The sequence below is a fragment of the Paraconexibacter antarcticus genome (genome assembly GCF_024220175.1).
In the GTDB taxonomy this organism is placed as follows: Bacteria; Actinomycetota; Thermoleophilia; order Solirubrobacterales; family Solirubrobacteraceae; genus Paraconexibacter; species Paraconexibacter antarcticus.
The window spans coordinates 2,242,158-2,256,679 of the sequence record NZ_CP098502.1 but is presented as its reverse complement, the minus strand read 5'-3'; the positions used below and the strand labels follow the sequence as shown (position 1 = coordinate 2,256,679).

Below are 14,522 nucleotides of genomic sequence, written 5' to 3'. Positions count from 1 at the left end.
TTCACTGCGGAGTCCGACGGACGCGCGACCCGCGAGCGTCGACTGCAAGGAGCTGTGATGGCTGATCTCACCTATGCCTCCGCCGCCGGCCCACGACCGGCTCACCTCGCAGTCCCTCCCGGCGACGGACCGTGGCCCGGCGTCGTCGTCGTGCACGACGCCCTCGGCCTCAGCGACGACATCCGCAGTCAAGCCGACCGGCTCGCTGCCTCGGGATACCTCGCGCTGGCACCGGACCTCTACGCCGGGGATGGACTGCGCTGCGTGCTCGCCACGCTACAGGCCTCGCGTTCAGGCGGCGGCCGCGCCTACCAGCACCTCGAGGCCGCGCGACGATCGCTGAGCGAGCGCCCCGACTGCAACGGCCGCGTCGGCATCATCGGGTTCTGTATGGGCGGTGGCTTTGCGGTGCACTGCGCGCCGCAGTACGAGTTCCAGGCTGCCTCGGTGAACTACGGCGAGGTCCCGAAGGACGCTGTCGAGCGCCTGCGCGGCGCCTGCCCGATCGTCGCGAGCTTCGGCCGCCGCGACCTGACCCTGAGAGGTCGCGCCGAGCGGCTTGAGCACGCGTTGACCACCCTGGGGATCCCGCACGACATCAAGGAGTACCCGGATGCCGGTCACAGCTTCCTCAATCACATCGGCGGTGGCCCGGTGATCGGCACGCTGCTGCGTGTCACGCACTTCGACTACCACGAGCCGTCCGCCGACGACGCATGGTCGCGCATCGTCGCGTTCTTCGATGAGCATCTGCGGAACCCACGCGCGAGGACCCCGACCGACGACGGTGAGGATCGAACCTGAACCCGCGACAATCGCCGAGGCCACGCACACATGCCGGCGTGACCCCGTTCGCCCGGTCCCCGGCCTTCGCAGAGGACGACGCCCCGTGAGCGATCATCACATCTTCGAGCCCGATCCCGGAATCCCCGATGGTCACGGCTCTTCGCTGCAGGCAACGAGCTGATATGAGACCTACGCCGAGCGCTGCGTGGAGACGTACGACCTGCGCCGGCATCTGCGCCTGAACACGGTCGTCGAGAAGGCAACCTTCGACGAGAGCAGACATCTCTGGCGCGCATACCAACGACGGCGTCGTCACCTCACGGTTCCTCATCAGCGCCCTCGGGCCCCTCGACCGGCCCGGACATCCCGACATCGAGGGAATCGGTGCCCGCGGCGAGGCAAAGCGGCATCGGCCGTGAACGACCTGACTCGCGCGCGTCGTTCGGCATCGCCATCGCCGCGTCGGCGTTCTCCCGGGACTCGATCCAAGCGCACGCCGCGGCACTGCCGCCGCGACTGCGCGCATCGCGATCGACTCGCGCCCAGGCATGGTGGCGTCGAGCGTCGCGTCGGTATCTCGGGGCCGCCGCGGGTCGGTCCCCACACCACCGAGGACTACGTTCGACCGCACGGGCCGGGCTGTGGCCGGGCTGTGGCCGTGCTGGTGGCCATCGCGCTCGCGGTGACAGCCCCCGGGGCGGCGCCGGCGACCGCAGGACCCACAGCGCCGCGCCTCCTCTCGGGCGTCGAGATCGCCGCGGCTGCATGAGCTGACGATCGACTCTCCCGCGACGGGTGGCATCACGAAGCCCGCATGATCGTCCCGGTCGGCTACGACGCTGCGCCCACCCGCCCGCGAACCGTGCTCTACCTCCTACATGGCGCCAACGGCGACGAAACATCGTGGACCCCGACGCCGGCGAGTGTGGCGCTCACCGCGCCATACAACTCGTCGGCGAGCCGGGCCCAAGTCGACGAGTGACTCGCTCGTGCGCAGTCGTGACGGCCCAACAGCCCCAGGCGGATGACACCGGTGACCAGCAGGGCGCGTGCGCGTCGACGCCAGGCCCGGTCCGGCCCCTCGTCGAGCGCCACCAGAGCGTGATGAGGCCGAGTCGTCTGCGCAGCAATCCGGCGAGGTCGTCAACTGCGCTCCCTCACCCATGCCTCGAAGTCCGCCGCGACGATCCGCTCGTCGTGCACCCCACGCGCTTCCGGGGAGGCAAGCCACACGACAGGCGGGCCCATCACGTCGGGATCGAGCAGGGCGTCGCGGGCCTCGCGAGTGAGCTCATCGGGGATCATCCCGGTGGCCGTGGCCCCGCCGGGCAGCAGCAGGTTGACCGAAACGTTCGTGCCCTCGAGGTCGGCCGCCATGATCCGCGAGAGCGCCTCAGCCCCGGCCCGGGACGGCCCATACGGAACGAAGCCCTTACGGTTCATCGTGGAATGGTTCATCGAAACGTTGACGATGCGCCCTCCGCCGCCGGCGAGCATCTGCGGCACCACGGCCCGGGCGACGAGGAAGTAACCGGTGAGGTTCGTCTCGATCACCGCGCGAAAGCCGTCTACCGGCACCGTCCAGAACGGCTCGGGATCCGTGAGGAATCGTGGGTTGAACGTCCGCATCCCGATCCCCGCATTGTTCACGAGCATGTCGATACCGCCGAGGCGATCGGTCGCCTCGGCGACCGCGGAGGCGACCGATGCCTCCTCGCGCACGTCCATCACCACCGCTGCGACGTCACCGTCCAGGTCGGCCGCCGCCGCGCGGGCGGTGTCCGACCTCCGACCCGTCAGCACCACGGCTGCACCCTCTCGCGCCAAGGCCCTGGCCATCGCGAACCCGAGGCCCGTCGTCCCGCCGGTTATGAGCACCCGTGTCCCGTAGAGCTGTGTCATGGCCCGTCGTGGTACCCCGCGACGCGTCCGGTCAACCGCGCTACGATCACGGGCGGGACTCGACCGCCGGGGTATCCCGCGGTCGGCCGGAACGGCCCCGCGAGCCGGTCACACCCGGGGCGGCCGTTCCGTCTCGCAGGACCACCGGCTCGCGCAAGGACCGCCGCAGCCGCAGCAACGCCACGGTGGCGAGCGCCGTCGCGCTGGGGCCAAGCGAAGCCGTCGCTCTCAACCCAGCGCCATACGGCGTGGTACACGAGGATCGCCGGAGCGGCGTAGGTCGCCGGGACCCCGGCCAAGCAGCACAACCCGGAGCCGCCGCTCGTCGCCACCCCGCGGGCAACCTGCGGGCCCGGATCCAGGCCCGAGCCGGACATCCAGGGGCGCGTTCCCGCCCACGCCGCCGACACCGCCCTGCGCTGCAACATGACCCTCGTGTCGCACCAGGGGACATCGGGCGGCTTCAAGGTGCTGCGTTACGTGGACCCACAAGGCCAACGAGTGCGCGTACTACGACACCGCACTGCTGTTCCCCGTCAACGCGCTGAAGCTCGATTCCACCTCGACCGGCGTCGTCGTCCTGGACATGTCCGACCCGGCGCACCCGATGCAGACCGACACCCTCACCGAGTTGCCGATGCTCTCCCCGCACGAGTCGCTGAACCTCAACGTCAAGCGCGGCCTGATCGCCGCCGTGGTGGGGAACCCCGCGACCTACCCGGGCCTCGTGTCGATCTACGACGCCCACGCGGACTGCCGCCACCCGAAGCTGCAGTCCACGGGGCTGCTCGCCCGCTTCGGTCACGAGAGCGGCTTCTCGCCGGACGGCAGGACGTTCTACGCGACCGGCACCGCCGTGCAGGCGATCACGGCGATCGACGTGACGGACCCCAAGCACCCGCACGACCTGTGGCAGGGCAACGTCCTCTCCCACGGGATGTCCCTCAGCGACGACGGCAACCGCGCCTACATCGCCGACCCGACCGGCGGCGACATGGCGATCCTCGACACCAGCGAGATCCAGGCCCGCAAGCCGAAGCCGCAGGTCCGCGAGATCAGCCGCCTGACCTGGGCCTCGGCGTCGATCCCCCAGAACGCGATCCCCTTCACCCGGGACGGCAAGCGCTACGTCCTTCGAGTTCGACGAATACACGGCCGGTACCCTCGGCAGCGGATCACCGGACGCCGTCGGGGCCGGGCGTATCATCGACATCTCCCACGAGCGAAGGCCGCGGGTGATCTCGAACCTGCGCCTCCAGGTCAACCAGGCCGCCGAGCACGCCGCCACGAAGGGGGACCCCGGCGCCGCGAGCCCGCTGCAGGGGTACGCCGCGCACTACTGCAACATCCCCACCCGCGTGGATCCCACCGTCGTCGCGTGCTCGTTCATCGCCTCCGGCCTGCGCGTGTTCGACATCTCGAGCCTCACCGCTCCGAAGGAGATCGCCTACTACGTCGCGCCCACCGTCGCGCGCGCGGAGAACTTCCTGATGGCCAGCGACTTCGCGATGTCCCAGCCCGCCTTCGCCGAGGACCGTCACGAGATCTGGTATTCGGACGGCGCCTCGGGCTTCAACGTGCTCCGCGTCGATCCGAAGGTGTGGCCACAGCGGCTCGACTGCTCGAGTCGACGCCGCTTCACCGCAACGCTCCGGCTGCCACGCGGCGGAGTCCTGCAAAGCGCCACGGCGACGCTCCGGGGACGCAGGCTCGCAGCCCGCCACACGGGCCGGAGTGTCTCGGTGACCGTCGACCTGCGCGGGGTCCGCCGTCTGAGCGCCCGGCTCGTCATCCGCGCGACGCTGCGCGACGGCCGCGTCCTCCGCAGCTACCACCCCTGCCGACCACGAGCATGAGACGCGCGGGCATCCTGGTGGCGTAGGCCGCCCAGCACGAGCTCGAGGAAGTGGGCGCGGTCGTGGTCGCCGGGCTGCGGCTCGGTGGGGATGGCCACGGCGAGCATGCGCAGCAGGACCGCCACGTCGCCGGTGCTCAGGTCGGCGCGGACCACGCCGGCCTCGCGGGCGCGGGTGACCAGCGGTTCCAGGATCTCGCCCGAACGCCGCCGGAGCCCGTCCAGGCCGAGGCGGAGCTCCAGGTCCGGGCGGCCATGGTCGGCCAGCAGGTGCATGAGCCCGCGGTCGGCGTCCATCTCCTGACAGGCCCTCAGCATGTACGCCTCCAGCGCAGGCAGCGGCTGAAGCGAGGCGACCTCGGCGGCATACACGGCCAGGGCATCGACGTGCTCCTCGAAGATCGCCAGCACGAGGGACTCCTTGGTCGGGAAGCGGCGGTACAGGGTCCCCATCCCCACGCCGGCCCGCCGGGCGATCTCCTCGACCCCGACATCGATCCCCGTCTCGGCGAACGCCTCGCGGGCGGCCGCGACGATACGCGCACGGTTGCGCGCCGCGTCCGCGCGCAACGGTCGGGGGGAGTCGGTCGCGCCAGGTATCACCGAAGCGTACCGCCGATCTCCCACGCAAGCGGAATCTGAACTCCGCTTTTGGTAGCTTGGCGGCCATGCGCGCCGAACGCAGCTCACCGACCATGACCCTCAGCGTTCTGTGCCTCGCGGTGCTGACGTATTCGATGTCGCAGACCGCGGTGATCCCGGCGATCGAGCCGATCGAGCGTGAGCTCGGCGCGTCATCGTCCTCCGCGGCGTGGATCCTCACCGGCTACCTCGTCTCCGCCTCGATCGCCACCGGCCTGCTCGGGCGGCTCGGGGACATCGTCGGCAAGAAACGCGTCCTGGTTCTCGTGCTCGGCCTGTTCGCGGCCGGCTCGCTGATCTGCGCGCTCTCGCAATCGATCAACGTGCTGATCGCCGGCCGCGTGGTCCAGGGGGCCGCCGGCGGCCTCTTCCCGCTCGCGTTCGGGATCATCCGCGACGAGTTCCCGCGCGAGAAGGTGCCCGGCAGCATCGGACTGGTCAGCGCCATCCTCGGGATCGGCGGCGGGATCGCCCTCGTCCTCGGCGGACTGATCGTCGACCACGCCTCCTTCCACGACCTCTTCTGGCTCTCGCTCGTGCTGACGCTCATCGCGATGGCAGCCACGATCGTCCTGGTCCCCGAGTCCCCGGTCCACACGCAGGCGTCCGTGGACTGGGCCGGCGGGGCGATCTTCTCCGTCGGGCTCGCCGCGCCGCTGATCGCGATCTCCCAAGCCAACACCTGGGGGTGGGGCAGCGCGCGCACCATCGGCCTGTTCGTGGCCGGCCTCGCCGTGCTCGGCGTGTTCGTCCGGTTCGAGCTACGTCGCGAAGACCCCCTGATCAACATGCGACTGCTCGCCGAGCGCCCGGTGTGGACGACCAACCTCACCGCCGTCTTCGTCGGCTTCGGCATGTTCGGCTCCTTCCTGCTGATCCCCCAGATGGCGCAAGCGTCGACCTCCACCGGGTACGGGTTCGGCTACAACGCGACCCGCGGCGGCCTGCTGCTGCTCCCGTCCACGATGATGATGCTGATCGCGGGCCTGCCGTCGGCCCGGCTCACGGCGCGACGCGGCCCGAAGGCGTCGCTCCTCGTCGGCTGTCTGGTCACCGCGTTCGGGCTGGCGCTGCTCGCCGTCCTCCACGCGACATGGCTACAGGTCGCGATCTCGATGGTCTTCCTCGGCACCGGCATCGGATTCGCGTTCGCCGCCATGCCGAACCTCATCGTGGAAGCCGTGCACCCATCGCGCACCGGGGAGGCGACCGGCGTGAACACCATCGCCCGCTCGGTCGGCTCATCGCTCGGCGGACAGCTCTCCGCCACCCTCCTGGTCTCCATCACCATCGCCGGCTCGTCGCTCCCGCGGGATTCCGCCTACACCACCGCCTACGCGATGTCGGCCGCCGCCGCGCTGCTCGCCTTCGCCTGCGGCCTGCTCATCCCCGGCCGCACGCGGCCGGGCTCCGAGGCGGAGGCACGGGCGATCGGCGAAGCCGAGCTCGACCACGTCGCCGCGCAGGTCGCCTGACGTCAGGCACCGCGTCACCGGTTCAAGGGTCATCTCCTCGGTCGGACGCACGCCCCCAGCGCGCTCGTGCCCGCCGCTCCAAGCCCAGCGGCACGGCCGCGGATCGGCGTACGCGCGAGGCTGGCGGTTGCCGCCTTTGGCCAAGCGGTGGCGGTCGGTACGACCGGAGGAAGCCAGGATCGGCGCCGATCCGGCCAGACGAGCGAGCTTCGCGTGGCTGGAGAACCGGTAGATGCCGGCGTTCTCGCTGATCATCCCGGCCGCCGTCAGCACGCCGCACCCGCGCTCGGCCGTTCTCGGTGATGCCCTGGGTGCCCTGACGCGGCATCGATGAGCACACCTGCCCGAGAGTCAGCTCATCGAGCGAGTGTGCGGGAGCGTGATGGGCGCTGCCATTCACCGCGGACGCGATCGAATTCCTCCCAGGGAAGCAGTGGTCCGTCGGGGCCCGACGGACCGGGCTCATCCGGCCCCGGGCCGTCGTCGTCGCCGTCCTCAGGCGGCGGGCAGCCGATCCACAGCAACAGCATCCAGCATGCCTCGGCGGCGGCCGCGGCCACCGCCGCCGGACACGCCACGCGGGCGACCCCGACCGGCGTCACCCACGCGATCAGCAGCAACAGGCCGCTGGCGGCGAGGCTGAGCACCATTCCCCGCTGCAGCCACCGCACTACGGCGCTCGCCCACCAGGGCGACACCACGCGTGGACGAACCAGCAAGCACAGCAACGTCGTCGCCGCGATCACGCTCACACCGGTCCACATGTACAACGGCATCGTCACGACGCTAGTCCCCCTGCGTCCCGCGTCAAGACCGCCACCAGACCTGGCGCGTTGACGCTGAGCAACGTGGTCGGCGTCAGCGGCATCGCGATGCCTCTGACGCCGACACTGATCCAGGCGCTGCTCGTCAGTCGCCCGGCCGCGGGGGGCGCGCGGGCAGCTGTGTGAGCCAGGCGGATTTCGTCAGACAGCCTGGCTCAGAGGATGCGAGATCCCCCGCGGGGGCCTGCCCGTGGTCCGCGCAGGTGGTGCTGTGGCGTGCCCGGTCACAGAACGCGCCGCGGAGACGGGTCGTTGCTCAGGTGGTGCGGGGCGGGTGCCGACGGAGCGTTCGGGGTTCGTGGTCAGCACCGGCCGGTCTGCGCGCACGGGGGTTCGCGTCCGGGCCGGGTGCACTCGCGGTGAGGGTGCGGAGCTCGTCGGCGAGCAGGTCGGGCAGCTCGCTGACGTGCGGGAGCGCGTCGGGGTCAGCGTGCAGGCCGACATGCAGGTGCTCGCCGTGGGAGAACATGCCGACCGCCAGTGCGTGGGCGTGCCCGATCGGCACGACGGGGTAGAGCTCGTCGAGGCGGGCGCCGAGCAGGTGCAGCGGCGTACGGGGCCCGCGGACGTTCGACACCACGAGGTTGTAGGTGCGTGGCGAGACGACGAGCCGCAGCAGCGCGTCGCGGGCGGGGCCCTGCAGGAGCCCCAGGCCGCCTGCCAGGATCTGGTGAGCCTGTGCGCGCTCGGTGTGCTTGTGGTGCTCGGTCTGCTCGCGTACGGCGTGCAGCCGGTCCAGCGGGTGCTCCAGGTGCAGCGGCAGCCGGATGAGCATCTGAGAGATCCGGTTGCCGAGTTGAGCGTGCTCGTGCGGAAGGCGGACGCTGACCGGGATCATCGCCTTTAGCGAGTGCGTCGGCTCGCCGTGGCGTTGGGCCATGCTCCGCAGGGCGCCGCTGACCATCGCCAGGGCCACGTCGTTCAGCATGCCGCCGCCACCGGTGCGGACCGCGCGCAGCTCGTCGATCGGGAAGCGGCAGCCGATGAGGGTGCGCCGCGGCCCGTTGGGGGTGTTCAGCGAGCAGTCATGGGCGCGGGCGAGGACGTCTTCGCGCAGCGCCGCAGTGAGGGAACCGGCGCCGCGCAAGCCTTCGCGCAAACTCCTCCGTGGGGAGCGGACCGCCCGCGAGCCGCCGGCGAGCGCACCGGCGGTAAGCCGGACGCTGTCCGCGAAGGGGTCGGCGACCCAGCGGGCCGCGCGGGGCGGGCTCTGGGGCAGCCACACGGGCGGCTGACCAGCCGGGACTTCAGCGCTGTCGAGCAGCAGGCCGGCGATCAGCAGGGCCGCGGTCCCGTCGGCCATCGCGTGATGCACGCGGCCGAGGATCCCGACGCGGCCGTCCTCCAGCCGGGGGATGAGCATGATCTGCCACAGCGGACGCGAGCGATCCAACGGCTCGCCGAGCAGCGCGTCACGCACTCGCGCGAAGCTCTCCTGGCTCACCGGCCGATCCGGGTCGGGGAGCGTGAGCAGATGCTCGGTGAGGTCAAAGCGGGTGTCGTCCACCCAGCGGGGCTCGCCGATGCCCCCAAGCGGCGAGGGACACAGCCGCTGGCGGCAACGCGGAACCCAGTGCAGGCGCGCGGCCGCGCGGGTACGCAATGCATGCACCGTCGGGCGCTCGGCACCTAACGGCACGGAGAACACGGCGCTCCACCCGATGTGCATCAGCGCGTGCTCGGACTCAAGCCGCAGGAACGAGGAGTCGATCGCCGACAGCCGCTGCCCGTGGACGTCCCCGGCGCTCACCGCTCACCCCGTTCGCGGCGCAGGGTGAGCGGGACGGGGATCACTGCGTACTTCTCGTCTCCAGGCATCGGGGCTTCCGTGAGTCGAGGGTCGGGGGCGCTGTGGTGACGCGGTAAGGCCATGCCTGCCGGTGATGCGGGGCATCTCCCGTGCGCTACGGGAGCCAAGTCCGCGGCGCACGTTTGCTCCCTGTCGCGGGCGCCGAGCGCCGTGTGGTACGCCAGCACCATCACGTCCCGACATGGGGCCTGGCCCGGATCGTGTTCGGTGCTTCGCGCCGCCGCTGAGCCGCGAATGCTCTCCGAGCCGAAGCTGATGTTCGCGGTGCCCTTGCTTGCGCCGCGCTCGTGAACGTCACCGCCTTCGGGCTGGGAGTTCTGATGAGCGGTCTCCTTCCGCCAGCGGTCGACCGAGCGCCGCAGCGACTGGATCGAGAGCAGTCCGACCGCGGCTGGGAGCCAGATCGCGACCGCGCGATAGGCCAGAACGGCGGCCAGCACCGGGCCCGCGGGCCCTCCGAGGGCGACCTGCGCACCGACCAGTCCTGCACTCAGGCTGCCGGGCAGGGGGATGAGGTTGGCCATCGTGCCCAGGAAGTACGCCAGCACGACGACCGCCGGGGCAGGTCGTGCCCCGAAGGCGCCAAGCATCGCGTAGAGCACGGCCACGTCCAGCAGCCAGTAGGCGAGGGCGCCGAGCAACACCGGCCGCGGCCGGCGGATCAACACCAGAACCTGGCCGAGCGCGCCGTGCATCACCGGTCCCCCGGCCGCCGCACCTCCAGCTATCCGCCCGATCGCGCCGGGCCTGCCGCTGAGCGTGACCAGCGTCCGGACGAGCACGCTGGGGCCCGCAAGCAGAAGGACGGCCGCTCCCGTCACGGCCAGGCCGAGAACCACACCCAGCACACCGAGCGCCGAGCCACTTGGCGGCGCCGCTACGCCCGTCGCCACCGCGACCCCCGACAGGACCAATGCGGCCATGAACACCGCGTACTGGACGGCGAGAAACACGATCAGCCGCTCGCCGATGTGGCGGCCGCGCAGGCCGTGAGCGCGCAGCGCCCACAGCGTGACAGCGGCGCCGCCGAGCCCGGCGGTCGGCAGCAGGCGCATCGCTGCCGCGCCGGCCAGGGCGATGTCGTAGGAGTCACGCCTGCGTAGCCGCGGGCTGGCGGAGCTGACCAACCCGTGCAGCAGCGTCACGTACCCGGCGAGCGAGCCGGCCTCGAGCGCGATCGCGGCGATCACCCATGGCCAGCCGTCGCGCAACGCGTGATGCAGCGCACCGGCAAACACAACGGCGTGAACCACGGCAAACGCGGCGGCGGCGGCCACGACGGCCATGCTCAACCAGCGCCAGGCCAGCCGCCGCCCCCGATGGGCGGCCGAATCGGAAGGTCGGATGTCGGCAACGATGGCGCGGACGTCGGCGAACCGCTCGGGCACACCGCGCACGGCCGCCAGAGCGCCCGCGGGCGTCACTGCCCCACGCTTCGCAGACCGTCGGCGATCAGGCCGGCGTACCGGCGCCAGACCGCGGCATCGTGCTCATCGGCCTGGTTGAGCACGTGCGCGACCCCGGCGAACATCACGCGAACCTCCTGCACCGTCGCATCAGGCCGCATCGCACCCTGCTCCTGGGCCCTGTGCATCACCCGCTCGATCGCCGCGAGCACGGACTGGCGCGCCGCGCTCAGCTCTGGCAGTTCGCACGCCGAGGCCAGCGCCCCGCCGAGGATCCGGTCCGTGGCCTGCGTCTGCGCCATCGCCCCAAGAAGCTCGCCGAACGCCGCCCACGCGTCCGGCGCTCGAAGCGCCTGCTCCGCCAGCCGCGCAATCCCTTGCAGACGCTCACACGCCACCGCAGCAACCAGGTGCTCCTTGGTGGGGAAGCTGCGGTAGATCGTCGCCTTCCCCACGCCCGCTCGCGCGGCGACCTCGTCGATGCTCGCATCCAGGCCACCATCGCCGAACACCGCAGCCGCGGCAGACACCACGCTGGCACGGTTCCGCACCGCGTCGGCGCGGAGAGGGCGCACCGCCGCCGAACCGGGGACCTGTGATCGGGGAAGGGAGGAAGGGTGGATCACCGTGGCGGTACCAGCGTCGCAAGTCATACGGACTATCAAGTCCGTATATTACCTGAAGTGCGAACTTGCCAGTCCGTTTCGTGGGCCGCGAGGCTCGGGGCCCGTAGATGCTGAGGCTGCGTCCGGATTCTGAACCCAGCCGGTGGGCGGTCCTTGCGCTGTTGGGCGTCGCCCAGTTGATGGTCGTGCTGGACGCGACGATCGTAAACATTGCGCTGCCTTCCGCGCAGCGGGCGCTTGGGTTCTCCACCGACAGCCGGCAGTGGGTCATTACGGCCTATGCGCTGGCGTTTGGGAGCTTGCTGCTGCTGGGCGGCAAGCTCGGGGATCTGTTTGGGCGCAAGTGGACGTTCATCGCCGGGCTGATCGGCTTCGCGGTCGCGTCGGCGCTCGGCGGCCTGGCGCAGTCCTTCGGCGTGCTGGTCGCGGCGCGTGCGCTGCAGGGAGCCTTCGGAGCGCTGCTGGCGCCCGCGGCGCTCTCGCTGTTGACGGTGACATTCGAGGGCTCGCCCGATCGGTCCAAGGCATTCGGGATCTTCGGGGCGATCGCCGGGGGCGGCGCCTCGATCGGCCTGATCCTCGGCGGGGCGCTGACGCAGACGTTGTCGTGGCGGTGGTGCCTGTACGTCAATCTTGTGATCGCCGTCCCCGCTGCCGTTTTCGCGGTACGGCTGCTCGTCAACCAGGGCCACCCCGAGCGCCCGCGGATCGACGTGCCCGGCGTGCTCATCGCGTCCGCCGGACTCTTCCTGCTGGTGTACGGCTTCTCCAACGCCGAGACACACTCGTGGACGGCCCCGATCACGATCATCGCGATCGCCGTCAGCGTCGTGCTGATGGCCCTCTTCGTGCGGATCGAGCGCCGCACGAGCGATCCGCTGCTGCCGATGCACATCGTCTGGGACCGTGCGCGCGGCGGCGCCTACGCCACGATCGCCCTGTCGGGCTCCGGGGTCTTCGGCGTCTTCCTGTTCCTCACCTTCTACATGCAGCAGAACCTCGGCTTCGCCCCACTGAGATCCGGGCTGGCGTTCTTGCCGATGACGGGCATGATCATCCTCAGCGCCGCGATCGTGCAGACCAAGCTGCTTGACCGCTTCGGCGTCAAGGCGCTGATCACCACCGGCATGGCCCTCAGCATCGTGGCGATGCTCACGTTCACGCGGCTAACCCCCGACGCGGGATACATCGGCCACGTGCTCCCCGGCCTGCTGATCATCGGACTGGGGATGGGCTGCATCTTCGCGCCCGCGTTCGGCACCGCGACCCTCGGGGTCGACCGCCACGACGCCGGCGTCGCCTCCGCGATGGTCAACACCTCACAGCAGGTCGGCGGCTCCGTGGGCACCGCGCTGCTGAGCACGCTCTTCGCCAGCGCCGTGACGCGCTACACCACAAGCCACACCGGCGACGCGGACCTGCGCAACGCCGCGACCATCCACGGCTACACCACCGCGTTCTGGTGGGCCACGGCGATCTTCGTGATCGGCCTCCTCGTCGCGGCGACCGTCCTACCGTCTTCCCGGCAGCCCGTCGCTCAGCCCTCCCCTGCAGCGCCGCGAGAGGAACGCGACGGAGAAACCGCTTCGACAGGCCACGCGCCGGTACCACTGGGGCGAACCCGCAAGTGAGGGGGCCCACCCAGAGACAGGCTCGCACGAGTCCGTCCCTGGTAAGAGGCCGTCCACCAGGCAGGGCAGCTCAGCAGAGGCGCTCGCAGACCACCGTGGCACGGGCCGGAGCTCCAGCTTCTCGACGAGGTCCTGCTCCGAACCGGCGCCTGACGTGAGGACTCGACGAGCATGCCATCGATCACGAAGTCAGCGCCGCACGGCCAGCGCCTGCGCCAACCCTGAACGCGGCGAAGTCCCCGCGGCGGGCGAGCAAGCACTCCACCGGTAGGCGCGATCTCGCGGGCTGCACCGCGGGTCGAGACACCCTCCGCGAACACGACTACCCCGACTGGGATGTGGATTCTGCGCCGAGCGCGGACAGCGGCCCTCCTGAGTGCCAGTGGACAGAGCGCCAGCCGATCAGCGCACCGCAGGGCTCTGCGAGTCCGTTCAGTCGCCCCCGGCTGGGGCTGGGCCCGATGCCCGCCCGGTGTCGGTGGACGCAACGGCCCGTACGGTCGCCACCCGCTTGCCGTCCAGCACGGGATGCGCAGCCTGGATCGTGCGGTAGCGGCCGCGTCGCGAGGGCGGAAGCAGCGCGGCGGCCTCGCTGGTCGCCAGCACCGTGCCGGGACGAGCGGCCCGCGTCGCGATGTGCGCAACGTTGATCGGAAGCCCGAACACGTCACCGGCCCGCTGTACCACCGCACCCCACGCCAGCCCCCCGCGAGCGCGCAGCGGAAGCACCTCTTCCAGGCGGCGCACCACCTGTAACGCTACGTCGGCGACCTCTGACACGTCGCGTCCGGCGACGAACAACCCGTCACCGACGTACTTCACCACGTGCACCGAACGGTGCGCCGTGGCGGCTTGACCGGCCTCGAATAGCGCGTCGACCAGACGCTCGAGCTCACCAGGGCCGCTCGTGGTCAGATAGCGGGTGGATCCCACAAGGTCCACCATCGCGATCGCCATCGGATCATCCCCACCCGGATCCTCGATACCGGCTACGACCTCGACCAGCGCATCGAGCAGCAGCATCTGGTGCAGGAGGTCGAAGCCCTTTGAAGCCAGCGGCACGAGCCCGTCAAGCGTCTCGTCGAGGATCCGCGCTTGCGCCTCGCTCGGCTGACCGACCAACAGGCCTCTGGCGATCTCAGCCTCGGCCGCAGCGATACGCCCTACACCGCGCACGTATGCCTGAAAGACCGTGGAGATCGCATCACGCGGGAGATCACGCATCACCCGACGCCCCAGCAGCGCCCTGAGCCCCGGCATCAGGCCGCCGAGATCAGAGGGTCCCATGGCGATCAGCCCGAACAGCGCGGCGACATCGTGGTCAAGGTCCGATGCGCCTCGCCTCCGCCAGGCCCGGAACGCCTCCAGACGACCCCTCGCATTCTGCGCACCCTCACCCCGACGCCCGAGATGCCCCCACAACACCTCCAGGAGACCCCCGTCGCTCGCAGCCCCACTGTCGGCCTTCGGCATCTGGCCATCATCCCCCAGGCTGCGGTCAGCCTTCCCGGGGGAACGGGAACGGGTCGGGGAGGAGCAGCCGCGGTGACAGTTGCGCGCGCCGC

The 14,522-nt window shown here is 70.8% G+C and carries 12 protein-coding genes and 1 pseudogene; 4 read left to right on the top strand and 9 right to left on the bottom strand.

From position 1 onward, the window contains the following. Positions 1-57: 57 nt before the first annotated feature. Entirely contained in the window at positions 58-804 is a 747-nt protein-coding gene (locus NBH00_RS11040; RefSeq protein ID WP_302182733.1) for a dienelactone hydrolase family protein, read from the top strand. Positions 805-1,929: 1,125 nt separating this feature from the next. Here NBH00_RS11040 and NBH00_RS11035 read toward each other — a convergent pair. Both NBH00_RS11035 and NBH00_RS11030 read right to left on the bottom strand, forming a co-directional pair. Beyond that, the gene (locus NBH00_RS11035; RefSeq protein ID WP_254573386.1) at positions 1,930-2,688 is read right to left on the bottom strand and encodes an SDR family NAD(P)-dependent oxidoreductase; all 759 of its coding nucleotides are present in this window, start codon (positions 2,686-2,688) and stop codon (positions 1,930-1,932) included. A 966-nt stretch (positions 2,689-3,654) separates the two neighbouring features. Next, complete coding sequence (locus NBH00_RS11030; RefSeq protein WP_254573385.1) at positions 3,655-3,798, bottom strand: hypothetical protein; 144 nt, start codon at positions 3,796-3,798, stop codon at positions 3,655-3,657. 125 nt (positions 3,799-3,923) lie between these two features. On the opposite strand from NBH00_RS11030, the gene NBH00_RS11025 reads away from it, so the two are divergent. Next, positions 3,924-4,544 (top strand): hypothetical protein, encoded by a 621-nt coding sequence (locus tag NBH00_RS11025; RefSeq protein ID WP_254573384.1) that lies wholly within the window; start codon positions 3,924-3,926, stop codon positions 4,542-4,544. Here NBH00_RS11025 and NBH00_RS11020 read toward each other — a convergent pair. Next, on the bottom strand, positions 4,517-5,113 hold the full coding sequence (locus tag NBH00_RS11020; protein WP_254573383.1) for a TetR/AcrR family transcriptional regulator: 597 nt from the start codon (positions 5,111-5,113) through the stop codon (positions 4,517-4,519). The two genes, NBH00_RS11025 and NBH00_RS11020, sit on opposite strands and share 28 nt — an antisense overlap. A gap of 125 nt (positions 5,114-5,238) precedes the next feature. On the opposite strand from NBH00_RS11020, the gene NBH00_RS11015 reads away from it, so the two are divergent. After that, the gene (locus NBH00_RS11015; protein WP_254573382.1) at positions 5,239-6,660 is read left to right on the top strand and encodes an MFS transporter; all 1,422 of its coding nucleotides are present in this window, start codon (positions 5,239-5,241) and stop codon (positions 6,658-6,660) included. A gap of 126 nt (positions 6,661-6,786) precedes the next feature. Here the strand turns inward: NBH00_RS11015 and NBH00_RS25485 are convergent. The 5 genes and pseudogenes from NBH00_RS25485 to NBH00_RS10995 form a co-directional block, all read right to left on the bottom strand. Next, positions 6,787-6,933 (bottom strand): annotated as a pseudogene (locus NBH00_RS25485) (transposase); the annotation flags it as partial. A gap of 83 nt (positions 6,934-7,016) precedes the next feature. Next, a complete protein-coding gene (locus NBH00_RS11010) occupies positions 7,017-7,436 on the bottom strand; it encodes a hypothetical protein (RefSeq protein WP_254573381.1) in 420 nt (139 codons plus the stop codon). Positions 7,437-7,740: 304 nt separating this feature from the next. Then, a complete protein-coding gene (locus NBH00_RS11005; RefSeq protein WP_254573380.1) occupies positions 7,741-9,234 on the bottom strand; it encodes a wax ester/triacylglycerol synthase family O-acyltransferase in 1,494 nt (497 codons plus the stop codon). Further along, on the bottom strand, positions 9,231-10,718 hold the full coding sequence (locus NBH00_RS11000) for a lysylphosphatidylglycerol synthase transmembrane domain-containing protein (RefSeq protein ID WP_254573379.1): 1,488 nt from the start codon (positions 10,716-10,718) through the stop codon (positions 9,231-9,233). The genes NBH00_RS11005 and NBH00_RS11000 overlap by 4 nt, the downstream gene beginning before the upstream one ends. Further along, positions 10,715-11,233 (bottom strand): TetR/AcrR family transcriptional regulator, encoded by a 519-nt coding sequence (locus NBH00_RS10995; RefSeq protein ID WP_254573378.1) that lies wholly within the window; start codon positions 11,231-11,233, stop codon positions 10,715-10,717. Before NBH00_RS10995 ends, NBH00_RS11000 begins: the two co-directional genes overlap by 4 nt. A gap of 200 nt (positions 11,234-11,433) precedes the next feature. Here NBH00_RS10995 and NBH00_RS10990 point away from each other — a divergent pair, with 200 nt between their 5' ends. Continuing rightward, entirely contained in the window at positions 11,434-12,957 is a 1,524-nt protein-coding gene (locus tag NBH00_RS10990; protein ID WP_254573377.1) for an MFS transporter, read from the top strand. A gap of 432 nt (positions 12,958-13,389) precedes the next feature. On the opposite strand, the gene NBH00_RS10985 is transcribed toward NBH00_RS10990, so the two are convergent. Next, complete coding sequence (locus tag NBH00_RS10985) at positions 13,390-14,430, bottom strand: adenylate/guanylate cyclase domain-containing protein (protein ID WP_254573376.1); 1,041 nt, start codon at positions 14,428-14,430, stop codon at positions 13,390-13,392. Positions 14,431-14,522 lie beyond the last annotated feature (92 nt).